The organism is Methylomonas sp. 11b (genome assembly GCF_000515215.1).
Lineage (GTDB): Bacteria > Pseudomonadota > Gammaproteobacteria > Methylococcales > Methylomonadaceae > Methylomonas.
Map to the genome: position 1 here is coordinate 2,376,170 of NZ_KI911557.1, position 24,953 is coordinate 2,401,122.

18 protein-coding genes are annotated in these 24,953 nt (G+C 51.7%); 10 read left to right on the forward strand and 8 right to left on the reverse strand.

Annotation, left to right across the window (positions count from 1 at the left end):
- Positions 1–1,128: a hypothetical protein gene (locus METH11B_RS0111480; protein ID WP_026602144.1), complete on the forward strand. Its 1,128-nt coding sequence runs from the start codon at positions 1–3 to the stop codon at positions 1,126–1,128.
- A gap of 310 nt (positions 1,129–1,438) precedes the next feature.
- Positions 1,439–3,523 (forward strand): putative bifunctional diguanylate cyclase/phosphodiesterase, encoded by a 2,085-nt coding sequence (locus METH11B_RS0111485; protein ID WP_026602145.1) that lies wholly within the window; start codon positions 1,439–1,441, stop codon positions 3,521–3,523.
- Between the two features lie 70 nt (positions 3,524–3,593).
- On the opposite strand, the gene METH11B_RS0111490 is transcribed toward METH11B_RS0111485, so the two are convergent.
- The 3 genes from METH11B_RS0111490 to METH11B_RS0111500 form a co-directional block, all read right to left on the reverse strand.
- Entirely contained in the window at positions 3,594–7,070 is a 3,477-nt protein-coding gene (locus METH11B_RS0111490; protein WP_026602146.1) for a hypothetical protein, read from the reverse strand.
- A gap of 187 nt (positions 7,071–7,257) precedes the next feature.
- On the reverse strand, positions 7,258–8,202 hold the full coding sequence (locus tag METH11B_RS0111495; RefSeq protein WP_020484766.1) for an alpha-E domain-containing protein: 945 nt from the start codon (positions 8,200–8,202) through the stop codon (positions 7,258–7,260).
- Position 8,203: 1 nt separating this feature from the next.
- A complete protein-coding gene (locus METH11B_RS0111500; protein ID WP_020484765.1) occupies positions 8,204–9,658 on the reverse strand; it encodes a circularly permuted type 2 ATP-grasp protein in 1,455 nt (484 codons plus the stop codon).
- A gap of 458 nt (positions 9,659–10,116) precedes the next feature.
- Between METH11B_RS0111500 and METH11B_RS0111515 the strand changes: the two genes are divergently transcribed.
- The 6 genes from METH11B_RS0111515 (at position 10,117) to METH11B_RS0111540 (ending at position 20,160) form a co-directional block, all read left to right on the forward strand.
- Positions 10,117–12,648: a circularly permuted type 2 ATP-grasp protein gene (locus METH11B_RS0111515; RefSeq protein ID WP_026602147.1), complete on the forward strand. Its 2,532-nt coding sequence runs from the start codon at positions 10,117–10,119 to the stop codon at positions 12,646–12,648.
- Positions 12,649–12,658: 10 nt separating this feature from the next.
- Positions 12,659–13,540: a transglutaminase family protein gene (locus tag METH11B_RS0111520; RefSeq protein ID WP_020484761.1), complete on the forward strand. Its 882-nt coding sequence runs from the start codon at positions 12,659–12,661 to the stop codon at positions 13,538–13,540.
- 165 nt (positions 13,541–13,705) lie between these two features.
- A complete protein-coding gene (locus METH11B_RS26685) occupies positions 13,706–17,857 on the forward strand; it encodes an EAL domain-containing protein (protein ID WP_155931111.1) in 4,152 nt (1,383 codons plus the stop codon).
- 106 nt (positions 17,858–17,963) lie between these two features.
- Complete coding sequence (locus METH11B_RS0111530) at positions 17,964–19,022, forward strand: hypothetical protein (RefSeq protein ID WP_026602149.1); 1,059 nt, start codon at positions 17,964–17,966, stop codon at positions 19,020–19,022.
- A gap of 135 nt (positions 19,023–19,157) precedes the next feature.
- Entirely contained in the window at positions 19,158–19,781 is a 624-nt protein-coding gene (locus METH11B_RS0111535) for an inorganic pyrophosphatase (RefSeq protein ID WP_020484758.1), read from the forward strand.
- A 130-nt stretch (positions 19,782–19,911) separates the two neighbouring features.
- A complete protein-coding gene (locus METH11B_RS0111540; RefSeq protein ID WP_026602150.1) occupies positions 19,912–20,160 on the forward strand; it encodes a hypothetical protein in 249 nt (82 codons plus the stop codon).
- A gap of 5 nt (positions 20,161–20,165) precedes the next feature.
- Here METH11B_RS0111540 and METH11B_RS27820 read toward each other — a convergent pair whose 3' ends face one another.
- The 5 genes from METH11B_RS27820 to METH11B_RS0111565 all read right to left on the reverse strand — a co-directional run bounded on the left by METH11B_RS27820 (position 20,166) and on the right by METH11B_RS0111565 (position 23,649).
- Entirely contained in the window at positions 20,166–21,188 is a 1,023-nt protein-coding gene (locus METH11B_RS27820) for an HIT domain-containing protein (RefSeq protein WP_026602151.1), read from the reverse strand.
- Positions 21,185–21,985 (reverse strand): hypothetical protein, encoded by an 801-nt coding sequence (locus tag METH11B_RS0111550; RefSeq protein ID WP_026602152.1) that lies wholly within the window; start codon positions 21,983–21,985, stop codon positions 21,185–21,187. Before METH11B_RS0111550 ends, METH11B_RS27820 begins: the two co-directional genes overlap by 4 nt.
- Complete coding sequence (locus tag METH11B_RS0111555; RefSeq protein WP_197026949.1) at positions 21,972–22,727, reverse strand: class I SAM-dependent DNA methyltransferase; 756 nt, start codon at positions 22,725–22,727, stop codon at positions 21,972–21,974. Before METH11B_RS0111555 ends, METH11B_RS0111550 begins: the two co-directional genes overlap by 14 nt.
- Positions 22,728–22,741: 14 nt before the next feature.
- A complete protein-coding gene (locus METH11B_RS0111560) occupies positions 22,742–23,284 on the reverse strand; it encodes a YdcF family protein (protein WP_026602154.1) in 543 nt (180 codons plus the stop codon).
- A 143-nt stretch (positions 23,285–23,427) separates the two neighbouring features.
- Positions 23,428–23,649 (reverse strand): addiction module protein, encoded by a 222-nt coding sequence (locus METH11B_RS0111565; RefSeq protein WP_155931112.1) that lies wholly within the window; start codon positions 23,647–23,649, stop codon positions 23,428–23,430.
- 207 nt (positions 23,650–23,856) lie between these two features.
- Between METH11B_RS0111565 and METH11B_RS0111570 the strand changes: the two genes are divergently transcribed.
- Together METH11B_RS0111570 and METH11B_RS0111580 are read left to right on the forward strand one after the other, a co-directional pair.
- Positions 23,857–24,090, forward strand: coding sequence for an antitoxin (locus tag METH11B_RS0111570; RefSeq protein ID WP_026602156.1), 234 nt, complete (start codon positions 23,857–23,859; stop codon positions 24,088–24,090).
- 112 nt (positions 24,091–24,202) lie between these two features.
- On the forward strand, positions 24,203–24,898 hold the full coding sequence (locus METH11B_RS0111580; protein ID WP_026602157.1) for a hypothetical protein: 696 nt from the start codon (positions 24,203–24,205) through the stop codon (positions 24,896–24,898).
- Positions 24,899–24,953: the final 55 nt, after the last annotated feature.

A 24,953-nucleotide genomic window follows, 5' to 3' on the forward strand; every position in this document is an offset into this window, starting at 1 on the left:
ATGTCAAAAATGCGTACCCTGTTACTTACCACCGGCTTGCTGCTGACTGCACAGACCGGTATGGCCCGCGAAATCAATATTCCGGTGCCAATGGAGTACGGTTTAATCAAAAGTGTGCTGGTTAGCGAGCTTTACGACGGCCCGAATGAATCGGTAAGAGCCTGGAAAGACGGCAAACAATGCAGTTTTCTGGATCTGGACCATCCGCAAATCAGCGGCGAGCAAGGCCAGGTCAAAATTCAGAACAATGTACAAGCCCGAGTCGGCACCGCGCTGGGCGGCAAATGCATGACTTTGATCGAATGGTCCGGCATTTTGCAAACCTTGCAACAACCGACCTTGGATGCCTCCGGCAATGTACTGAGCTTCCCGGTCACCCAACTGAATGCGTTTGATCGCAACGGCCAGCCATTAAATATCGCCCAACTGCAATCGCTGATCAAAAAAGCCGCCGAACCTAAGCTGGCCGCCCTGAAAATCGATTTAAACCAATCCCGCCCGGACATTACTAAAACGCTGCTTCCCTTCATCGCCGCCGAAGATAGCGAGGAGTTGCACGACACCATCAACAGCCTGCGCTTCAATCAGGTCAAAGCCGATGAGAAAGGTATTTTAATCAACGTGGGCTACAGCGCTACCAACCAAAATACCGGCGGCTTAAAAGCGGCCCCGGTATTGAACGAAGCGGAATTGAAACAATGGCGTAGCCTCTGGCAAGGCTGGCAGGCGTCTTTGGAAAAGAATATTGAGAAAGCCCCTATCGCCACTAACGCTGACGCCGGCCGGGCAAGCTTGCGCGATGTACTGCAAAAAGCCGGCGTAGCCTTTGAACAAGGTCTGACTGCGGAATATGTCGCGGAAAACGATCCGGTGCGCAAGTTCTTCAACAGTTCCTGGGACGTACTCGCCCCGCTACTACGTAACGCGTCAACGCAGTTGCCGGGCAATAGCAGCCTGCGCTATGTGACGCTGATTGCCGCGACGGACTTGATGTACGAATTGGAATCGATAGGCTCGCCGTTAGGCCTGGAAGTCTCTTCCAACGGCCTGCGTAAACTAGCGCGTTCGCTAATCGCCCAGGAATTTCCAAAAGGCAAAGGAAAAACCAAAGCCAAACGCAAGGGCTAAACCCCGAAAACCATCCAGGGACGGATCGTTTCAATATCCCGTTACTCTTTCCAAAGCCGGCCATGGAAAGCCTGGCGAGGAACAGCCTCGCGCACTAATACCCCCCACTTCAGCGGCCCCAGCTCGGCCATCTCGCTATCCGGGCATTAGCTATTTTTATTTAGCGGGATTTGGGTTAAGCTCCCCCGCCAGCCACACGATACAATAACGCTAAGGAAGGTATGAATGAATGAATAAATAGCTAGCTAGGCTCGCTCGCCGCCGACTAGCCGATTTTTGACATCCGCCTTCCATCACGGTCATCGAAAGCATGCAAGATCATACTCTCGACATTACCAGCTACATGCCGCATGGCCATTGCTACCTATGGCAGAGCGATTTATTGTTGTTGCATGTAGTGTCCGACGCGCTGATCGTGTTGTCGTATTACTCCATCCCGTTTGCGTTGTTATATGTACTAAAAAAACGCAAAGACATTCCGTTCAGCTGGATTTACTGGCAGTTCGGCGTGTTTATCTTGCTGTGCGGCACCACGCATCTGCTCAGTATTTGGAACATCTGGATACCGGATTACTGGCTGTCCGGCGCCATCAAAGCCGCGACCGCGGCCAGCTCCATCGTCACCGCCATCCTGATCTGGCCCTTGATTCCCAAGGTGTTGGCCATTCCCAGCCAGAAACAGCTGCTGGCCGCCAATAGCGCGCTGGCCCAGGAAATCGACAACCATAAAAAAACCGAACAGGAATTGCGCAAGCTGTCGCTGGCCTTGCAGTTCAGCTCCAGCATCGTGGTGATCGCCGACCCCAAGACCCGCATCGAATATTGCAATCCGGCCTTTTACAAATTAACCGGCTACTGCGAACAGGACGTACTGGGCCAAAAAACCAATTTACTCAAATCCGATCTGACCTCCGCCAAGACTTATAAAGATTTGTGGACGACTTTACGCGCCGGCTCGGCTTGGCACGGCGAATTTTTAAACCGCAAAAAAAACGGCGAGTTGTTCTGGTGTCTGGAATCGATTACCCCGGTGCTCGACGAGCACCATAACGTGACCCATTTCGTGTCCATCATTCACGACATCAGCGACCGTAAGAATTCGGAAGAAGTCATCCGCCACATGGCCTATTACGACCCTCTGACCGACCTGCCGAATCGCACGCTATTCAACGAGCGCCTGGATCAGGCCATCGGCCAGGCCAAACGCTACCAGACTCGCTTTGCGGTAATTTATTTGGACTTGGACCATTTTAAAAACATCAACGACACCCTCGGTCATCTAGTCGGCGATAAATTGCTGATCGAGGTCGGCAAACGCATCACGCAGTGCTTGCGCGAGCAAGAAATCGTCGCCAGACTGGGCGGCGACGAATTTGCGCTGATCGGCATGAATTTGCGGACGCCGGCCGATGCCGGCGATATCGCCAGACGGGTAATCGATACCATCAACCAAGCGTTTTTCATCGACGACCATCAATTGTTCATCGGCACCAGTCTTGGCATCAGCGTGTATCCTACCGACGGCAGGGACGGCCAGCAATTGCTCAAACATGCCGACGATGCGCTATATCTGGCCAAACAGCGCGGCCGCAATACCTTCGAGTTTTACAACGCCACCGCCAACGCCCAGTCGCTGCGGCGCCAAGCCATCGAAAACCTGTTACGGCTAGGTCTGGCACGCAACGAATTTTCCCTGGTTTACCAGGCTAAAATCGATTTGCACAGCAACCGAATTGTCGGCGCCGAAGCCTTACTGCGCTGGCTGCCGGAAATCGGCCCGGTGGCGCCGGAAGAGTTCGTACCGATCGCCGAAGACATGGGCTTGATTGGCGAGATCGGCGAATGGGTACTGCGTAGCGCCTGCCGAGACTATATGAGCCCGGCTTTACAGGCCCGGAGCGAATTGAAACTGGCGGTCAATCTTGCCAATCGCCAATTCAAGCAAACCGATTTATTGGCGCTGATCGATAGGGTGCTCTCGGAAACCGGCTTACCGGCATCCCGGCTGGAATTCGAAATTTCCGAAAGCATATTGATGGAGCGCGCCGAACAGGCCGAGCACTACATGCAAGGCTTGAAACAACGCGGCATCCGGCTGACGGTAAACAACTTCGGCAGCGGCCTGTCTTCGCTAAGAAGACTAAAACGCTTTCCGGTGGATACCCTGATAATAGCCCCGGCCTTCGTCAACGACATCTGTAATAATCCCGACGACGCCTGCATCGTCCGTTCGCTGATCGGCCTGGCCCACGGCTTAAACTTGCGGGTCGAAGCCAAGGGAGTGGAAACCGAACAGCAGCGGGATATTCTCACACAACACCATTGCGACCGGGCTCAAGGCCATTTTTTCCGTCTACCGCTGCCTATCGAAGAGTTTAGCCGCATACTCGACTGAATAATGGCGGTAGGCTAGCGGGGTAGCCGCAGCACGGCGACCACCCCAAACCTTCAGCAGTCAGTCGCGCTTAATCCGCCCCGCCCCGATACGGCCCCAACGGATCCGCGCCCAAGGTACCGACCAAAGACTCCAGATAGGCCGGACTGGCCAGCTCCACCAGTTTCTGTTGCGCCTGGCGATGCCGCTCGACCAACTTCAACTCGTCGATCAAGGTTTGGTGACTGCTTTCTTGCAAGAACCCACCCAAATAATCGACGTGTCTTTGCCACAACGCGATGTCGCGCTGCTGCTTGATATGTAGCCGTTCCCGATACCAATCCGAAGCCAATAAGTAATCGCGGGTAAACATCGCCCGTATCTCCGGATGATGCGCATCCTTGCCCTGATAATGGCCGTCAGCCATGATATGCAGCAAAGCATACAGCGGCGGACACGCGTCTTCTATACTGCCGTCATCAAGATATTGCTGGGCCACACGCTGCTGGGTTTCGACGATATTATTGATACCATCCACAAACACCTCCAGATCCTGACGCTCGGGCTGCAAGATCTCGTCGGTAAATACCGCATACGGATTATCGAAGATTTTACCCATCAAGCCGTGCACGAAATGACTGGTGATGCGATAACCCAAACGGCTGGCCAAGACGATTTGGCCCTTGTGTTCAAAATCGGTTAACGGTTCCAGATAGCCATGTTCCAACAAAAATGCCGGGTGGCGCTCTTCGCGCGACAGCCGTGCCCAAATCTCCGGAATCAACAAGCTGATGTCGTGATCGACGCGGGTATCCGGACCAATAAACCCGGCCGAGCTGGAAAAACCCGGATAACCGGTCAAAATGAACGAGACCAGCGCATTGTTCAAATCGACCGTGCCGCGCAAGGCATTGAACGGCCCTTTAGTCAGCGCACCTTCACTACCGGCTCCGGTAGTAGACGGCGATTTGCCGGTCAAGGAACAGACAAAGTCCATGAACAGTTCCGGCAATTCTTGATAATGTATCGGATTGTACACCGCCAGCGCGCGGATGCCCGGTTCGGGCGGATTGTTGCGGCGACCGGTCAATACCGCGTCCACCGGATGGCAGAGCGGTTGATTGAGCGGAATCTTGCGATGCAAACGCGCACCGATTTCCGCCACGTATTTCCGTAAGGGTTTCACCACGTCCACGCGAGTTTCCAGATAGCGCGGATTTTTCGACGGTTTGCCGTTCACCAAACGCGGATGTGCGGAACACACCACATAGCCTTTACCGTCCTGGTAAGCATCGCTCAACAGCTTTTGCATAGGCGCGGTGAATTTGGAAAAAGTCATCACGTCCTCGACCACCGCCGACAATTGCTCGTGATCCAAGGGCTCGAAATTGGCCATGAAATTACCCGGCCCGGACATGTTCAGCTCGGTCTGCTTGTCGTAACCCGGAATAATCGCATCGTCCGGGCGTTGAAACAGTCGATATTCGCAGTTGCTGACCAACTTCAAACTCATTTCATACCCATCGTCCGGCAGACAGGCTCGCACTGCTTGCTTCGGTACGACAACCGAAGCACTGATGTCGTCTTCCATCTGTACTTTCTCGCAAGCAATATAGTCTTGCCGCACCTTGAAGGTTCGCCAGCCGCCGTCCAGATCAAAACCTACCCTTAAATAGGTGGCGACGATCTTGCGCTGGTTCAGCTTCAACTCGTGCCCGGGCGCGCCGTCGATAATGTCCACCGATAGATTGTCGCGCCAATTGTTACCCCATTCCGGCCGGTAAAAGCGCTTAATCAAAAACACCAAAGCCAAAATGCTGGGCGGAATGGACCGCAGCCAATCGTTAAATTCCGGCGTATGGTTGGGAGAAGGCGTCAACAACTTAATTACTGAACCCAGGCTGCGCTCCGAACTGAGCACGGTCCGGCTGGGCCCGCGGTCTTCGCGCTCGAAGCCTGGCAAGAAGCGGCCGGTATAGTCTTTGTCGAAAATCGCCTGCACCCGATCCAGGTCGTGCTGCAAATCGTCCACGAACAGCGGCCCGTAGATTGCGGCGTCCTCGATGGATTTGGAAATTTCCGATTTACCGCCGCCGGATACTGTGCAGGGCTTATGGCAAAAAGTGCCTTCCGCGACGGTGCCGATCAAACGCCAGGATGGCGCGCCGGGATGCTTACACATCTCGATTTTATAACCGTTGGGCTGCACGTAGATTTTGCCTGGTTGCAAGCGAATGCTATGGCTTTGGCCGTTACGGAGCCAGGTAATTTTCTGCGTCGCCAGACTCATCCGTAAATCCTGCGGCACATAAATAATGTCTGGAAAATGCCTGTCTACCGCATAACCTTCCGGCTGCACATCCATGATCGCGCCGTAGTGATAGGTCATCTCATCGAAATCGTAGCCCGGTTCGCGAGTCAAACTGCCAATACCAAACTCATCGCCGTGATTGACACGGCGAAACGCCAGCGCGCCGCCGGCATGCTCTTCTTCCGCCAAGCCGAACAAATTGGCGGCATAGCTGATCTGGGTTTTGACTTCCTTCTTGCAATAACCGTAATAGTTATCGGCCAGCAAAGTGACGATCACACCGCTACGGTCGCGCGCAGTTAGTTTAAACGCCTGACCGTCGTTATACAGTTCCTCGGGATCTTGCCAGCACATGCCATCGGCGCGTTGCCGTTCGCTGGCTTCGTCCCAATGCGGCAATCCGAGCTGCTTCTTGGTAAGCTTAGTTAAATGCGGCGCCAGAATCACGCAGCCGCTGTGGCCGGACCAATGCTCCACATCCAGGGCCGCATCGCATTCCGGCAAAGCCGGATTGCCGCCGTTACCGAAGATACTCTCAACAAAATCCAGATTGCTAACCAGGTTGCCCGGCGCAAAAAACCGGATTTCCATAGACTTTTCGGCCGCAACGCCCGGGATTTCCGGACACACGACCGGCCGCATCAATAGTGACGCAAACATCCGCGCCGGCTTGGGTTGGTGGGCGGTAAACGGCAGCACCATCAAATCGTCGGGTGGATTCAGCGCCTCGCCCAACATCAAGGCAAAGGTCAGCTTAGGCACCTGCTTCTTGTCGCCAGGCACCGGCAGGCCGCCTTCGGCAACATGAAACGAACCTTGTGTGGTACGCCGGTCACTGGCCGGATTGTGCAATATGCCTTGCTTCACACGGAAGCTGGACACGATTTCGGAACGAAATTCATCCTCGCCCAGGGGCAAGGACAATTCGCGCGCCACGCCGTGCTTATCCAGCTCGAAGGTCATCGTCGGCAAGCTGGGGATTTTGGCCAAGCCAAGATCCGCGCAATAGCGCTCCAGGAAATCTTGAATCCGTCTGTCGGCGGGATAAAGGGAGGAACTGGCCAACAAGCGGCTTTTTTCCAGATAGCTATTCAGCAAGTCCTGGGCGGTATCCATAAACTGCGCCGACTCGGTATCGATACAAATCGGCTGCCCGCACGAAGCCAGTTTCAGATTGATATAAAGATGCAGTTGTTGCTTAACAGCTTGCTCGTCTTGCCCCACCGGCCCCAGACCCAACGCCCTCAGCTTATCCATAATCCTCCCCCCTTTAGTTTTAGAAAACGATGCTTCCATGATATAGCAAACCTGGGGCCTGGGTCAGTAGCAATCCAAGCAACGCCCCTTCTATCCAGCTTGCTTCCGCTCAGCAACCCTAGCTCACAGCACTACAACTGCATGGCTGGTAAAAATCTTCCTGTTGGCAATAATGTCGATTTTTCTCCTATTCGGCCTCGCCAAGATTATTTAAAAACCACATTGCCGCGATTTGCTTGTGTAAATCGTCGAACTTAGCTTGCAAGCCGTCCAGCACCTGATGCAATTGCTCCGGTGTAGTCTGCTTGATATCGATGGCCAGTACCTGTTGTTCCAATTGCTCCAACTGCGGAAATAGCTCTACGGCATTAGGCAAGCGCTTGATACAGTGGGTAATCTCTTCGATACAATGCACCACTGCCCTGGGAAAATCGGGGTTTTTTAACAGATAATTCAGAACGTCCTCGCCTTTAATCCGATTGCGGACGTGCTTGCGATACATCAACACCGCACTCAGCGACTTCAAGACGTTGATCCACAAGATGGTTTCGTATTCGCGCATCTTAGTACTGCGATTTTCCGCCAGCAAAACCGTGCCAAAATCCATGATCCGGCTGGTCATATCGGCGCGTTCCAGATTCCGGCCGATACAGATAAAGCGGGCGCTGTCGCTGCGGCTCATAGACCCGGCCATAAAGCCGGTAAAGCGTTGGCATCCGGCCATGATTTCTTGCAAAAACAGCGCCCTACCCCGGCGATTGGACAGGCTATCCAGATTGTTATTGGCGTAAAGATACATCTCGTTGACCTGCTGCCAGGCTTCGTCTGGCATCAGCTCTCGGCTGGTGCGAATATTCTCGCGGGCAAACGACAAGGACGCCAGCAAAGAGCCCGGATTGCTCATGTCGGCCAGCAAAAACCGCGTGGTATTTTGCTCGCTGGGGTTTTTAAAGCGTTGGTAAAACGCCTCTTCCACGCCGCAAATATTCAACAAATTGCGCCAGCCCAACTCCACCCCGTAAGGCAAGTCGTAGATCAGATGCATGGTGGCGCTGATCAGGCGGGCGGTGTTTTCGGTGCGCTCCAGGTAACGAGCCATCCAGTACAAGCGTTCGGCGGATCGCGATAACATCTTATTGCTCCCTATTGATAATCCAAGTGTCTTTACTGCCGCCGCCTTGCGAGGAGTTCACCACCAGCGAACCGGCCCGCAGCGCCACCCGCGTCAGACCGCCGGCAGTAACGAAACTATTTCCACCTTGCAGGATAAAAGGCCGTAAATCGATGTGCCGCGGCTCCAGTTTGTCGTTGCATAAGGTCGGGCAGGTGGATAAGGCCAAGGTCGGCTGGGCAATGTAATTGCGCGGGTTATCCTGAATCAGTTTATGAAACTGCTTGATTTCTTTTTGCGTAGCATGCGGTCCGACCAACATGCCATAGCCGCCGGATTCGTTCGCCGGCTTGACCACCAATTCCGGCAAATGCGCCAGCACATAGGCGCACTGCTCCGGGTCGCTGCACAGATACGTAGGCACGTTGGGCAGAATCGGCTCTTCGTTCAAATAGTAGCGAATCATCTCCGGCACATAGGCATAGACCACCTTGTCGTCGGCCACGCCGGCACCGGGCGCATTGGCCAGGGCCACATTTCCGGCCTTCCAGGCCCGCATCAGGCCCTTCACACCCAATACCGAATCTTTATGAAATACCTCAGGGTCCAGAAATAGATCGTCGATGCGCCGATAAATCACATCGACTTTTTCCAGACCTTTAATGGTACGCATATAGACGCAATCGTCGTCCTTGACCAACAAATCGCCGCCTTCCACCAGTTCCGCACCCATCTGCTGCGCCAGGAACGCGTGTTCGAAATAGGCCGAGTTGTAAATGCCAGGGGTCAGTACCGCGATTTGCGGCGTGTCGTCGGCATCCGGTGCCAACGAGGCCAGCATTTCGAACAACTGGGTCGGGTAATCGTCCACCGGCATGATATTCAGATTTTCCAGCAACTCCGGAAATATCCGCTTGGTAATTACCCGATTTTCGATCATGTACGAGACGCCGGACGGTACGCGCAGATTGTCTTCCAAGACATACAGCTTGCCGTCGCCGGCTCGCACCAAGTCACTGCCGCAGATATTGGCCCAACTGCCGAATTTGGGCTGCATGCCCAAACATTCCTTGCGAAAATTGCTGGAACTGTTGATCAATTCTGCTGGGACCAGTCCGTCCTTGATAATCTGCTGCTGGTTATAGACATCATTGATAAAGCAATTCAAGGCTTTCAGACGCTGTTTCAGGCCGGTTTCCACCATTTGCCATTCCTGAAAATCGATCAGGCGCGGAATGATGTCGAAAGGCCAAGCCCGGTCGATATTGCCCTCATCGCTGTAGACGGTAAAGGTGATGCCCATCTCCATGATGGCCGCTTCCGCCGCCGACAGCCGGCCTTTAATGGCGTCCATGCCCAAAGATTGTAAGTATTGACTCAAACTGGCGCAGGCATCGCGTGGCTTGCCGCCTGCGGCTATCATCTCGTCGTAAGCCTTATCGGCGCTGTAATCCGCCCAAATTGTTGGTGTAATCATGCTGTATGCATCCGTGAACGTTGCTTTTATGGTGCAAGTCCGCGCGGAATTGGTGCAAAAACCACCGCACCATTTCAACGCAAACCGGTTCTAATCAGTTACCTGAAATAAAGCAATAGCAATGCCAAGTCGCGCGCCTACGGCTATCAATATACTCGGCCCCGACAGACTTATCTTACCTTAACGCGGGGAAATACCCTTTAGTTCAGAAGCTTGAATCAAACCGATGCTTTATATTGGACTACTCTAGGCAGAGTGACCGAACCCACGCGGTCAATCATGCGCGCGGCTATTCCTGATCGTAACGGCATGCTTCTTGCGGGTTTATTGGACTACGCATTCATCCAAAGTCTCGTCAGAATCGGCATCGGCGCTAAAAAACCGGCTTAGAAAATATAAATAAACGAGATCGGCTTTGATAAATTGCGCTATACCCGGTAAACCGGCAAACTAAACCTATGAAAACCTTAAGCACACCAGAAGCTTTCGCGCCGGGATACCGCCTCGATAAGGGCATCCACGACGAAATGCTGGACGAGACGGGCCGGGTTAGACCGCATTGGGCCCACCTAATGCAGGCATTGCAACAGCTCGGCCCCCGCGAAGTGGGTGAACGCCACCAGGAAGCGCTAAGGCTGCTGCGCGAAAACGGCGTCACCTACAACGTCTACGGCGACCCGGACGGTATTAACCGCCCTTGGCAACTCGACCCGATACCGCTATTGCTGTCCGGCGACGAGTGGTTCGACATTGAGGCCGGACTACTGCAACGCGCCGAACTGTTGAACCTGATTTTGGCCGACCTGTACGGCCCGCGCCAGCTCATCAAGAAAAACCTGCTGCCGCTGGAGCTGATCTACAACCACGGTGGCTTCCTGCGCGTTTGCGATCAAGTAAGCTTGCCCGGCCAACATCAGTTAGTGCTGTGCGCCGCCGACCTGGCGCGCGGCCCGGATAAAAAGATGTGGGTACTTGGCGACCGTACTCAAGCGCCATCCGGCGCCGGCTACGCGTTGGAAAACCGCTTGGCCATGTCGCGGGTCTTGCCCAGCTTGTTTCGCGACACCCACGTCCACCGCCTGGCGCGTTTTTTCCAGTCCTTGCGCGCCGGCCTGAATGCCATCGCCCCCGGCGACGCCGATACCCCGCGCGTGGTGGTATTGACTCCCGGCCCGCTGAACGAAACCTTTTTCGAACACGCCTACCTGGCCTCCTATTTGGGTTACCCCCTGGTACAGGGCGACGACCTGACCATTCGCGACGGCTATGTCTGGCTAAAATCGCTGGTCGGCTTGCAACGGGTGGACGTGATTCTAAGGCGGGTGGACGACAATTACTGCGACCCTCTGGAACTGCGCGAAGACTCGCGGCTAGGCGTCCCCGGCCTATTGGAAGTAGTCAGACGCGGCAATGTGGCGATTGCCAATCCGCTGGGTAGCGGCGTACTGGAAAATCCCGGCATCATGCCCTTCCTGCCGGGCATCGCCAAATACTTCCTGGGCCAAACCCTAAAGCTGAATTCGATAGCCACCTGGTGGTGCGGCCAAGCCCGCGAGTTAAATTACGTGCTTGCCAATCTGGAACGTCTGGTCATCAAACCGATCTACCGCAAACCCGGCGAACACTCGGTGTTCGGCCATCAACTCAGCCGCGCGCAACTCGCGGACTGGCGCGCACGTATCAAGGCCCGTCCGGCGCTATACGTCGGCCAGGAATACGAAAGCTTTTCCACCGTACCGGCGATGGTTTCCGGCGGCTACGAACCCCGCCAAACCTTGCTGCGCTGCTTTATGGTGGCGCGAGCGGACGGTTATACCCTGATGCCGGGCGGCTTGAGCCGCAGCGCACCGCAATACGGCAATATGATGATCACCAACCAAACCGGCGGCATCAGTAAAGATACCTGGGTGGTCGCGACCGAGCCGCAGCACCCGGCCATTCCGGCCAAGCGCAGCAGCAGCCTAGCCGGCCACGGCAATGCCTTACCCAGCCGCGCCGCAGACAATATTTTCTGGGTGGGCCGCAACGCGGAACGCGCAGAAGGTGGCGTACGCTTGTTGCGGGCCACGATAAAAAAACTGTTCAGCAACCCTGACCGCGACAGCCCGGACTATCAGCTCAGCCTGGAAACCCAGCTGCGCTGCGTCACCAGCATGACCGGTACCTACCCCGGTTTTTTTGCCGAAGATAAAGAAAGCTTGCTGCACACCCCCGAAGCCGAATTACTGGCGGTAGTGGTCGACGAAAGCCGAGCGGGCAGCCTGGCCAACACGGTAAACAGAATGACCCAATCCGGTTACGCGGTGCGCGATTTATGGTCATCGGATACCTGGCGGGTCATCGACGAAATCGAGGAACAGGTTTCCGAAGCTCGCCGCCTCGGCAAAATCGGTTTATGGTCGATGCAGGAGCAAATGGATCAGTTGATCACCACGCTCTCCGCATTCAGCGGTCTGGTGATGGAAAGCATGACGCGCGGCAACGGCTGGCTGTTTTTGGACATCGGCCGGCGCCTGGAGCGCGGCTTGCAACTGGTATCGGTGTTGAGAACGGCGTTTACCATGCCGCAAAGCGAAGCGGCGGAAACCCGCTTGATCGAATCCTTGCTGGATACCAGCGACAACCTCATTTGCTACCGCCAGCATTACCGCAGCAATCTGGAGTTGGCCTCGTTTTTGGAATTGCTGCTGATGGACCCCAACAATCCCCGCTCACTGGCCTATCAAATCGCTCGTTTGCAGGAACATGTCGGTAAACTACCGCGCGAACCCAGCACGCGCCGAATAAGCGCTGAAGAGCGGCTACTATTAGAGGCTAGTTGTCTTCTAAATATCGCCAACATCGACGATTTATTGAGCGTATCCGAATCCGGCATTCGCGAAACACTGGACCAACAACTCAGCAAGATTTACGCACTGTTGGCCGCGTTGTCCGATACCTTGACCGCCAATTATTTCCGCCACGGGGACGCGCCGCAATCGCTGTCCTAAGGGAGTCACCATGCGTTATCGGGTTACCCATACCACTACCTACCGTTACCAACAGGCCGTAGGCTTGTCCTACAACGAAGTGCGGATGCAGCCGCGCCCCTGCCCGAATCAACAATTGCTCAGTTCGCAACTGAAAATCACCCCCTTGCCCTGCGACTATCGGACCCGTACCGATTTTTTCGGCAATCAAGTTGCCTGGTTTTCCATTCGCGAGCCTCATCGGGAGTTTGTGGTCACCGCCAGCAGCGAAGTACAGATTTTTCCGCAACCGGTGCAGTTGGACTTCAGCCACGGCATGAGCTGGGAACTGGTCAAGGAAGCGCTCTGGAACGATAGAAGCGAACCACTATTGGAGGCCCGGCAATTTGCCTTGGATTCGCCGTTCATCGCCGCCGATGCCGAGCTAGCCGGTTATGCGCAAGCCTCGTTCACACCCGGCAAGGCGTTGATCGAAGCGATACACGATCTGATGCAACGTATCCACCGCGATTTCACCTTCGATCCGGAATTCACCAATCTGGCCACGCCGCTGACCACCGTCCTGCAACACCGGCGCGGCGTCTGCCAGGATTTCGCCCATCTGGCCATAGGCTGCATCCGTTCGCAAGGCCTGGCCGCCCGCTATGTCAGCGGTTATATCGAAACCCTGCCGCCGCCCGGCAAGAAAAAACTGGTAGGCGCCGACGCTTCGCATGCCTGGTTCTCCGTGTACTTACCGGACCTGGGTTGGATGGATTTCGACCCCACCAACAACCAATTGCCGGGCGATAGGCACATCATCGTCGCCTGGGGCCGCGACTACAGCGATGTCACGCCGTTGAAAGGCGTGATTTTCGGCGGCCAAAACCACGAATTAAAAGTGGCGGTGGAAGTTGAAAATTTGGGCGTATAAACACAAACCGGCGCAGGTGAATCACCAACGCGAAGCCACCTTTCATCCGCTAGGAATGCGCCGAAATCCCAGCACTTAGCCCGTGACAAAACCTTGCATTTCGTGAGATAAACCAAGATATTTTGTTTGTCTATTCGTCAGCTTTCAATAAATCAAGGTAATCTCTTGCGCCGTTTTTCGACCTTTTCCACCGCAGAACTAGTCCACCTTTTCGGCTTGGCTATCGCCTACGCGCTTGTTGCCAAACTGGTGTTGATGTTTTTCGCCACCAATTACGTAATATCCGTCATCTGGCCGCCTGGCGGCATCGCACTGGCAGCCTTGCTGCTCGGCGGTAAAAAACTGTGGCCCGGCGTGTTCCTGGGCGCATTACTTGGCAATCTGTGGGCAGGCAATCCGCTGGAGCAGGCCTTGCCTATCGCTTGCGGCAATACCGTGGAAGCACTTGTCGGCTGCTATCTGCTGGGCGAGATTCGCAAACTGCAACAGCCGCAAGACTACTTACGCATCCTGTTTGCCGGCGCCTTGGCTTCGGTCGTTTCGGCCATGGCTGGCTCCTTAATTCTGTTACATTTCGACGCCATAACGGCGCAGCAATGGCCGATCAGTCTAGCGCATTGGTGGATGGGCGATGTCTTGGGTATTGCGATTTTCACGCCGCTTATTTTGGTCTGGCGGCAGCCACCAAGTTTTAACTGGAACCCGTATCAAGTTTGGCGCGCGTTGCTTTATGTCACAACAGCGTTTCTGGCCGGACAAATGATTTTCCTGGAGTGGCCGTGGCATCTTGGCCACTACGGCAAAGCTTTTTATATGTTCGCTTTTCTGGTTTACGGCGCACTGTATTTTGGCTTGCATGGCACCTTGTTACTGATCAGCATGGTCATGCTGCAAAGCATGTTCGGTGCGATTTTTCAGGTAGGCTTTTTTGCAGCCGACAGCAGTGAAACCGGCCTATTGCTGCAATGGTCGTTTTTGCTGGTACTGTCCAGCGTCGGTATTTCCCTGGCGCTGGCCATCGAGCGTTACCAGCGGTCGGAACAATTCAGCAAAGCCCTCGGCGATTTCAACAAACACATTCTGCGCTCGGTTCAGGAAGGCGTGATTGTTTACGATCTGCATGGCCGTATCGAACTCTGGAATCGTTTTATGGAAACCTTGACGGGGCGGCCGCAAACCGATTGCCTGGGGAAAACACCGATTGAGTTATTTCCCTGGCTGGCGCAAACGCCAATCCCTGACGGCATTCAAAAGGCGTTAAAAGGCGAAACCGTCCATCAAACCCCATTCACTGCCGGCGACGGCCGCTGGATCAGTTCGACGCAAATGCCCTTACGTGACGACCAGGAGCGTATTGTCGGCGTTATCGAACTGATCAAGGATGAATCCTTAAACATCGAGTTCGGCAAATCCCTGTCGGTCAGCGAATTGCGGTTTCAAAGCATTTTGGACAATACGCCCACGGTGATTTACAGCAAAGACCTGCAAGGCCAATACCAGCTGATCAACCGCCAATTTGAAAAACTGTTCGCGGTTGACAATGAGACGGTCAGGGGCAAACGGGATATCGATTTATTTCCGGGCGACGACACCAAACTACTGTGGGAAAACGATTTAGCGGTCGTCAATAGCGGCCAGGCGCAGATATTCGAAGAAAAACTCACCCATCAAGACGGTAAAATTCACACGTATTTGTCGCATAAGTTTCCGCTACGCAATGCGCAAGGCGAAATTTACGCAGTGTGCGGCATTTCCACGGACATCAGCGAACGCAAGTTATCGGAAAAATTATTACAAGAAAGCGAATTGCGCTGGAAATTTGCGTTGGAAAGCGGCGGTGACGGCGTTTGGGATTGGGATTTGACCAATGGCAAAGTGTTTCTGTCGCCGCGCTGCATGGAGATTCTGAATTTCAGCGAACAAGACAGAGAAAACGATTACCGTAATTGGGAAGCCACGATACACCCGGAAGATAGCGCCCGGATGATGGCCGATTTGCAGACACATCTGGAAAATCGCAGCGAGCGCTTCAGCAACGAGCATCGAGTAAAACATGGCGACAACCAATGGCGCTGGATTCTGACGCGTGGCCTGGTGATCAGCCGCGATGCCCAGGGCAAGGCCTTGCGAATGATCGGTACCCAAACTGACATTACCGAACGCAAACAGCTGCAATGGCTGCAATTGTCCAAGATTGTCGATGGTTCGCCGGAAGCCACCCTTTTAGTCGGAGAAACCGGTCTCATCAAACTCGCCAACCCGCCCGCGGCGAAAGTATTTATTTATACTTTGGATGAGCTGATAGGCCTGACTGTCGATGCGCTGGTACCGGAACGTGCCCGCGCCAAACACCCGGCACAGCGCGCGCAATTTTTACAAGAGAACAAAGCGCGGCCTATGAGCGCCAGCCGCTCACTCACCGCAATACGGGGCGACGGCACGGAATTTCCGGTGGAAATCAGTTTGACGCCTATCGATATAGACAACCGGCGCTACATTATCGTCTCGGTGCTGGACATCAGCGAGCGCAAACGCCTTGAGCACGAAATGCAGTTAATGGCGATGATTTATCAGGCTATCGGCGAAGCGGTGATGGTCGCTGATGCCGATAATCGCATCATAGCAATCAATGAAGCGTTTACCCACCTGACCGGCTATACCGCGGAAGACGCGATAGGCCAGTCCACCGACATTCTAAAATCGGGCCGCCACGATCCGGATTTTTATCAAACCATGTGGCACTCGCTGTTACAAACCGGCCACTGGCAAGGCGAGATCTGGAATAAACGCAAAAACGGCGATATTTACCAAGAATGGCTGGTGATCAACACCATCTACGGCGAACACGGCGAAGTAGAACGCCGGGTGGCGATGTTCTCGGAAATTACCGAGCAAAAACATGTCGAACAAACCATCTGGCGCCAAGCCAATTTCGACCCGCTCACCGACTTGGCCAACCGACGCATGTTCCAGGATCGATTGAACCAGGAAATCAAAAAAGCCCAACGCGACAAAAACAGCCTGGCGGTGATGCTGCTGGACTTGGACCGCTTCAAAGAGATCAACGATACCCTGGGCCACGGCATGGGCGATATTTTGTTGCAGGAAACCGCGCGGCGCATCTTGGCTTGCGTGCGGAATGTCGATACGGTGGCTCGGCTGGGCGGCGACGAGTTCACCATCATTCTGGGCGAATTGGACTCGCAGACCAGCATAGACCGCGTCGCGCAAGCCATCCTGCACCAACTTGCCGAACCGTTTCGTTTGGGCGAGGAACTGGCCTACATCTCGGTCAGTATCGGCATTACCTTCTATCCGCAAGATGCGCTGGAAGCTGAGCAACTGATCAAAAACGCCGATCAGGCCATGTACTCCGCCAAACAACAAGGCCGCAACCGCTACAATTTCTTCACCAGCGAGATGGAGCAAACCGCGCAAAACCGCATGCGCCTGACCAGCGACCTGCGCCAAGCACTGACCAATCAAGAGTTTTGCCTGTACTATCAACCGATAATCGAATTGAGCAACGGCAGAATGCATAAAACCGAAGCGCTGATCCGCTGGCAGCATCCCACGCGCGGCATGATCAGCCCGGCGGAATTTATTCCGTTGGCGGAAGAGACCGGGCTCATAGTCGATATCGGCGATTGGGTATTTCGGATGGCGGCAAAACAAGTCGCCGAGTGGCGCGCCCACTATCGCCCGGATTTACAAATGGGTATTAACAAGTCGCCGGTACAATTTACGCGCAGCAATCTGGGTGACAGCAAATGGATAGACTATTTGCATGAGCTAGGCTTATCCGGCCAATGCGTCGTCATCGAAATTACCGAAAGCCTGTTACTGGATGCCGACAATATTGTCCGCGACCATTTATTCGCCTACCGCGATGCCGGTATCCAGGTGGCTATCGACGATTTCGGCACCGGCTATTCGTCACTGTCTTATCTGAAAAAATTCGACATCGATTATCTGAAGATAGACCAGAGTTTCGTACGCAATCTGGAAGCCGATTCCAGCGACCTGGCGCTGTGCGAAGCGATTATCGTGATGGCGCATAAACTGGGCTTGAAAGTGATAGCCGAAGGCATCGAAACCGCGCAGCAACTGGAATTGCTAACTGCCGCCGGCTGCGACTACGGCCAAGGCTATCTATTTTCCAAACCGCTGCCTGCTTCTGAGTTTGCGCGGCTGTTCGATACGGAAAATCAGCAACCGACACCGCAGCCAGCGCCCACCTCAATGGCAACAACGCCGGCAAAACCGGCCGGACGCGGCGATTCCAGTATTTCTAAATTGTTCGGTTCGGACAAATAAACGGCGCGCGGCGATGCACACACGTTTTCAGAATGAACGCTTTCGGCAATCTTCGGCCCAAAGCCTCATACTTTTTATCAGAATACCTATTTGAAACGGAGTTTTTATGTTGATCCACAAACTGTCTTTTCCCATCCTTTTACTGAGTGCCGCCGCGCTATGCCAGCAAGCGGCATACGCTCAAGACGCCCCGAGCCCGCAGCAAGCGCTACAGAACTTCGGCATCAGCGCCGCACAAATCCCGCAATTGGAACGCGGCGAAATCGTCGGTTACGACGTCAGCGAAACCAGCCAAAAAGAACTCGCCATTGGCGTAGCGATGATCATACCGGTAGGCTTGCCGCAACTGGCCGATTACATCAAAAAGGGCAAACTCAACGCCGGCGAGAGCGACATCGTCGCCACCGGCATACTGGGCGATAACGCCAGCGTCGATAGTTTTAAGAAGTTTGCTTTTACCGAAAAGCAATTGGACGAAGCCAAGGCCTTTCTGGAAGCGGAGCCGGGCGACGAATTCAACCTCTCCAAAGCCGAACTGGACAGTCTGAAAAGCCTGCAAGCCGGACTGGAGGATGCCGACAACAAAACCTTGCTGAAAACCGCCAACCAAAAATACCGCGAATTTTTACTGCAACGCCTGCAAGCCTATAAAAAAAGCGGCCTGGCCGGCATTGCCCCTTACAGCCGCGACGGCGGCACAGCCGACCCGGCTGCGGAACTGCGTAACGACGCCGTGAACAGCAAAGCCTGGGCGCGTTACTTTCCGGAATTGCAACAAGCCTGGTTAAACTATCCCGCCGCATTGCCGGCCAATACCAGCGAACAGTTTTTATGGTTGAATCGACGCGTGGAGGACCGACCCACCGCCGTGCTAAATCACCGCGTGATCGCCATCGGCGAAGGCGGCGGCATCATCGTCTCCAGACAGTTTTACGTCGGCCACTCTTACAACTCCAGCCAAGTGGTCGCCGGCGGCTTGCCCTATAAAGACGGCACACTGGTGTTTTACTCGATCCGCAGTTCTACCGATCAAGTCGCGGGCATAGGCAGCAGCCTGAAGCACTCGATAGGCCGCGAACAGATGAAAAAAGAAATGATCAAGCGCCTGCAACGGCTGAATAAAGACATGAAGCTCAAGCCCGCGCCTGTCGCCGCCGACGAGTAATTCCGATAAACAAACTCAACGGCATTTAACGCAAGCCTAATCAGATACTACTATTAGACTTGATTGACTTGCGCATTGCCTCCACTCTGGTAAATATCCCTGTAACCTTATTCCCCAAAGCCCCTTAAATCTTAGATGAATATAAAACACAAAGCCCACCCCTGGCACGGCATCTCGCCCGGCGACAACACCCCGGACATCGTCACCGCCTTCATAGAAATCGTGCCGTCCGACACGGTGAAATACGAAATCGACAAAGACAGCGGCTATCTGAAAATCGACCGGCCGCAAAAATTCTCCAACATGATTCCGACTCTGTACGGCTTCATTCCGCGCAGTTATTGTGCGGAAAAGATCGCCGAATATGCCGCCGCACAATCCGGCAAACCGGTCAGCAAGGGCGACGGCGACCCACTGGATATTTGCGTATTAAGCGAACGTAGCGTGACGCATGGCGACATCCTGCTACAAGCCATTCCCATCGGCGGCTTTCGTTTACTGGACGGCGGCGAGGCCGACGACAAGATCATCGCCGTCATGAAAGGCGACGAATTCTACCGGCAATGGCGCGACGTCTCCGACTGCCCCGAATCGTATATCAATCGCTTGAAGCATTACTTCCTGACCTACAAACATTTACCCAGCGAAAAAAGCGTCTGCGAAATTACTCATGTCTACGGCCGCGAAGAGGCACATGAGGTCATCAGACGCGCAATCGCGGATTATCAATATCATTTTGGCTGCCAGGACGACGAGTAGAGTTGTTTTGGAATGGATGCGCCTAGCTACGGTCGGCGCATCCCCAGTTGCGCTAGTTCTAGTAGCGAACAGGGTGAAAAATATGGCTGCTCGGCGTATGCTAAGGCTTTAGCAATCCGGAATTAAATCCATGCATGCCGAGAAAATCATTTTAGAAACCGATCAACAAGGCAACTTGCTGCAAATACCCAAATTGCCGCCCAATGCGCAATTGGAAGCTTTTTTCCTGGTATTGAATCAGTTGCCACCACCACCCAAAAGACGCAAACCTTCTGTTCTAATAGCCGGAAAAGGCAAAATCGTTGGCGATATCATGGCACCCGCAGCAACCAAAAGTGAATGGGACGGTGTGAGTAGATATACTTTCACACACGGCTAATAGCCTTACATCCTTGAAATTATTGGTTTTGCAGGGACACCAACAACTGTAGTTTCAGGCGGTACGTCGCCAACAACAACTGCACCGGCCCCAATGGTTGCGTTTTCTCCGATTACAACGCCACCAATAACTTTAGCTCCCCAACCGACAAAAGCACCTGACTTAATCACCGGAGCAGGTTCATGTACTGAAGAATATCTATCTTTGTGTTTATGGATTAAATCACCAAACATTTTGACATTCGATTCAACTACAGAGCCATTGCCTAAATAGCCCGATATTATGCAGTTATCGCCAATGATTACATCTCTATTTATTTGCGTGCCTGAATATACATAAACATTGTCACCGATTCTTGAGCCTTCCCGTATCAAAACATTATGCCCACAATCAAAATTGCATCCTGCCTTAGTGTTGTGGTAAATGACTGTGCCAGATCGAATAATTGCATTATTGCCTACAAAAATCGACTTATCGGTTTCTTTGTAATTTGTATTTCCAAAAACAACTCCGTCCTCTATCACGCAAGCAGGAGCTATATTTAGCCAAAGGCCGTCTGATTCAGTAGATTCTATATTGCCAGAAAAATCGGCGATTCTTTGCCTCAGCAATAAGGCATTTTCCACTAGCTCAGTCATTGGTATTTCTCTAAGCTTTTTGAAAAGATGCTCTGAAAGCCAGTATTTAGGCTCCGGGCAATCGCCTTCTTTTCTTGGAATGATATGAAAATGAAAATGCTCTATAGACTGACCGGCCAGAATTCCATTATTCGCAATTAAGTTGAAATCATCCGCTACGCCGATCTTTTTAAACAAAGTAATAGTGCGTTTCGCCAAATTTATTAAATCTGATAGCTCAATGGCTGGTATTTCAGCAATATCGGTGAAGTGACGTTTTGGGATAACTAAAGCCTGAGCATTATTCACCGCGTGTTTAGCTAACACAGCTATAGAGCTTTTTGACTCAGCCAACTGTCTTTCCCTTAAAGATGACTCGCAAAATGGACAAGTATTTTTTTCAAGATTCATTTTTCATAAGTATATAAATCGGGAGATACAAAGCCCTTGTCATAAATGAATTTTAAGTTATCAAAATTCCAATTTGTAACTTCGCCATTATTATTAACTTCTACACGGCCTAACACCAAGATACACAACTTTTTATTTTTTGATATTTTTTTAAATTCAGATTTTACTGCGCATAGTTTTTTTAGATACTCGGCTGCTAGCCTTACTCCATAAACAGAGTAGCCTGTTACTACGCAAACTGACTTGGCATTTGTTCCATTTTTTTCACGCAAGGCTTCGCTTTTTCCAACGAGTATCACGCCTACGTCATTTACATGAAGGCATTTACCTTTTTTCTCCTCTTTATAAGCTAACTCCTTTTCTCCATGATTCTCGGTTAAAATTGTAGCTTTTTTACCCTCTTCGTATTTAACCGGCGAGCCTAGCTCTCCAATCAAAGTTTCAGTAATTCTGTTCCATTTTGGCCCACCAACAGATATAACTATATTATCCAATTTATCAGCACCGTTAAAAAATCTACTATATGTTGGATTTTTTTTGAATGCTGAATTAAAAATTTCGCTCACAATTAAGGTTGATTCGATATCTCCATATATATAGTCTTGACCAGGCAATTGGTTAGAAGCGATGGTTCGACTATCGTTCCGCAAAACATTCCCAAAATACAAAGTCCAATCATCATTGTAGGAAGCGTCTAAAAACTGAAGCTGGGGCCTGCGCCATCGCATAATCAAATTATAAATCCAACCAAAAACCAATAAAGACAATTTTTCATATACCCAACTAAATGGTTCCATTTTCAACCTCAAACACTTGAATTGTATGGCTCTCTACTCCAATCAGATTTGCATTGGCGAAGTCATATTTCAGATTATTCAAGCCAACTTCATAACTCTCAATATCGATTTTATTTAGTACTGAGGCGCATTTTTTTTCAAATATTTCGACAAAGTGGTTGTCGGGCTCAAATTCTTCCAGATCATTATATGTTCGAATACATTCCATGCCTAAACTATTTCCGATGGAACACAAAGACATTAGTCTGCTTGCTTCTTGTAAGTCAACTAACTCAGCTTGCGGAAAGTACTTTGATAGTGTTTGTCGTTTAATATCATCAGGCGTATGCAAGGCTGCTATGAAAACTCCATTTCTCTTCAGCACGCGGCGAACCTCATTCAATGTTAAGGATAAATCTTTTGAAAAATGTAGGCAATCTACCGCAATTATAATATTAAAGCTATTATCACAAAACGGAAATGATGCATTAAAATCGGCTTGAACAAGCAATGACTGCTCTTTGTGTGATCTACCTTGATTAAGCATATTCAAGGATAAATCTATCCCGACTTTATTCATTGGCTCAATGGATTTTAGTTCGTTCAAATAGCTGCCTGTTCCGCATCCTATATCTAAAACCATTGAGTTTTGATTGCCGAACTCAGCTATTAGAGCCTGAAGGCGTTTGACCACTAGCCTTTTGGGCTGGCGATATTTATGGTAATCTCCGGAAATTTTGTCAAATATTTGTAAATTATTCACTAAGCTAAGAAAAGTCAACCCAGGGACGAACCAATGCTTGATCTATTAGTTTCTTTCAATAGCTTTAGCTCTCGTTCCTCAGTTAACGCTAGTTGTCGCATGGCTTCATCGTCGGACATATAGGCCGAACTAATGTATTCTAATTTGAACTCTTTATATACTTTACCAAAAATATACTTAACTCTTTCCTGATGAAATTCTGAGGTAATAATTACAATGTTTAATGGCTTAAGATGCTTTATAACTCGATAGCTAAGGGTGGCATCCTCTACAGTATCTACACTTGGAATTAGCGCAGATATTCTATCTGCATCGATACCATTATTTATTAAATATTCATATGCATACAATGAATACATTCTGTTGGTGGTATTGAAATGATCGCCAAAACCACCTGTTAAAATGATCAAGTAGTCATCTTTATTTTTTACAAACTCTACGCATTTTTCGAGCCTACCAATCGCTATTTCGGATAGTTTACCTTCCGAATTGATGGTTGAACCTAAAACCATTATGACTTCTAAATTGTCTCGCGACTTTATTTTGTTGGTTTGCATGCTAATTATTGAGGTGAATTAACTATTAACAGGCTGGTGATTTTCTGGGCAGTTGAATTGCGGTCATGGAGCCTATAAAACCTAATAAATTACTGAATATCCATAAGTTTCAATATTGGCTCTGATCGTCGAACTTAGAACTCTTACTTTAACTCAAACCGCGAGCGCAACTCTTTTTTAGCTTGCTGCCAATCCACAGCCTTAATGTCTCCGGACAAAAAACCGTCTTCAGTCTGCTTTAGCTCGGCTTCGTGCCACGCCGGTGGCGGAAGATTGTTTTCGTCTTCGGCTAAGTCGTTCCAAAGCGCTTCGATGATCTTGAGTTTTTCGATGGCGGGTAGCTGATGTAGTTCGGTTATAGTCATATTCAAATCCACCTGTTAACTTGTTGGACCGATACTAGCGGGTATTGCGGCCGGATACTAGCGAGGCGTGCAATAAATCACGCCATTCAACAATGACATGAGCAACTGTTCTTCTGGCTTCACCAGATTGACATCCTATTCGCACGCAATATTTACGCATGTCTCAAAACTTATATACTTCGCGTAACAATCCATTAGGAGAACTAGATGGCCTACACCCGAGTTTTTCAATCCAGCAATAGCCAGGCGGTGCTGCTACCCAAGGAATTTCGTTTCAACACTGCCAGGGTGGAAATATTTCGCCGGGGCGATGAGATCGTCTTACGAGAAACGCCTGCCCGCGCTGCCACAATATTCGACGCCTTGGCCGCATTACCCAACGATTTTATGACTGATGGCCGAGAAGACACCCCGCCCCAGGAGCGCGGAACGCTTGAATGAAAAACTGCTATTTGCCCGACGCCAATAGCTGCATTGACATCGCGTCATACATTGCTGATCAACGCCCCTTTAACGCCGGCAATTCAGCATATGTAAACTCAGGACAATCCGAATGAAACATTTATCAATGACGATTTTTTTGTTGGTTGCCCTGGCCGGTTGCACAACAAACTCTCCATATACCCAGCCCTTAGCCGTAGCCGACTCAGCGCCAAAATCTATATCGACCGCCTCTCTTTACCCGCCGGCGACCACCGAAAAAACCGGTCCGGTGAATGTTTATCTGATTCCGTTGAATGATTTCTCGGAAGATGTTGCGGCGCAAATCGGCAGGGATTTGACTAAGGAATTCGGGCTGTGGGTTAAGGGTACTGTGGCAATGGGCACGCAAGGCCTGATGCCGATGCCGGGCAGTCAACAATTCGCGGCGGAAGACATCTTCGAACAGGCGAAAACCGTGATGCAGCGTCTACCGGAAGCGGACAGCAACACCTATTTTATTTTTCTGACCAATCGCGACATCAACACCCGCGCCAGAAATTTTCGTTTCCAGTTTTCCTACCACGACAAGGTCTGCCGTTGTTCTGTGATTTCCGCAGCGCGCATGCACCCGGAACCGGAAAATTCGCCCGGTGGCCGCCAACAGCTTGAATCGCGCTTCATCAAAATGACCAAACGCGCCATCGGCCAGATGGTTTTGGGCTGGGAGCGCTCCAGCGACATCAAAGACCTGATGTATTCGCCGGTTATGAGCTTGGACGACATTGATCACTTGGGTAATCGACATCCGGCCATCCCCAAAAAATAAGCCGGCAAAAGAGGCCGGCTTTGATGGTTTCTGTTGGGTTTCCGTTGTTTTACAC

Coding starts and splice junctions, on each gene's coding strand:
- METH11B_RS0111530 (WP_026602149.1), top strand. CDS start 17,964: ATGTTGATCCACAAACTGTCTTTTCCCATCCTTTTACTGAGTGCCGCC.
- METH11B_RS0111580 (WP_026602157.1), top strand. CDS start 24,203: ATGAAACATTTATCAATGACGATTTTTTTGTTGGTTGCCCTGGCCGGT.
- METH11B_RS0111550 (WP_026602152.1), bottom strand. CDS start 21,985: ATGGAACCATTTAGTTGGGTATATGAAAAATTGTCTTTATTGGTTTTT.
- METH11B_RS0111500 (WP_020484765.1), bottom strand. CDS start 9,658: ATGATTACACCAACAATTTGGGCGGATTACAGCGCCGATAAGGCTTAC.
- METH11B_RS0111515 (WP_026602147.1), top strand. CDS start 10,117: ATGAAAACCTTAAGCACACCAGAAGCTTTCGCGCCGGGATACCGCCTC.
- METH11B_RS27820 (WP_026602151.1), bottom strand. CDS start 21,188: ATGAATCTTGAAAAAAATACTTGTCCATTTTGCGAGTCATCTTTAAGG.
- METH11B_RS0111570 (WP_026602156.1), top strand. CDS start 23,857: ATGGCCTACACCCGAGTTTTTCAATCCAGCAATAGCCAGGCGGTGCTG.
- METH11B_RS0111565 (WP_155931112.1), bottom strand. CDS start 23,649: ATGACTATAACCGAACTACATCAGCTACCCGCCATCGAAAAACTCAAG.
- METH11B_RS0111560 (WP_026602154.1), bottom strand. CDS start 23,284: ATGCAAACCAACAAAATAAAGTCGCGAGACAATTTAGAAGTCATAATG.
- METH11B_RS0111490 (WP_026602146.1), bottom strand. CDS start 7,070: ATGGATAAGCTGAGGGCGTTGGGTCTGGGGCCGGTGGGGCAAGACGAG.
- METH11B_RS0111520 (WP_020484761.1), top strand. CDS start 12,659: ATGCGTTATCGGGTTACCCATACCACTACCTACCGTTACCAACAGGCC.
- METH11B_RS0111485 (WP_026602145.1), top strand. CDS start 1,439: ATGCAAGATCATACTCTCGACATTACCAGCTACATGCCGCATGGCCAT.
- METH11B_RS0111480 (WP_026602144.1), top strand. CDS start 1: ATGTCAAAAATGCGTACCCTGTTACTTACCACCGGCTTGCTGCTGACT.
- METH11B_RS0111535 (WP_020484758.1), top strand. CDS start 19,158: ATGAATATAAAACACAAAGCCCACCCCTGGCACGGCATCTCGCCCGGC.
- METH11B_RS0111540 (WP_026602150.1), top strand. CDS start 19,912: ATGCATGCCGAGAAAATCATTTTAGAAACCGATCAACAAGGCAACTTG.
- METH11B_RS0111495 (WP_020484766.1), bottom strand. CDS start 8,202: ATGTTATCGCGATCCGCCGAACGCTTGTACTGGATGGCTCGTTACCTG.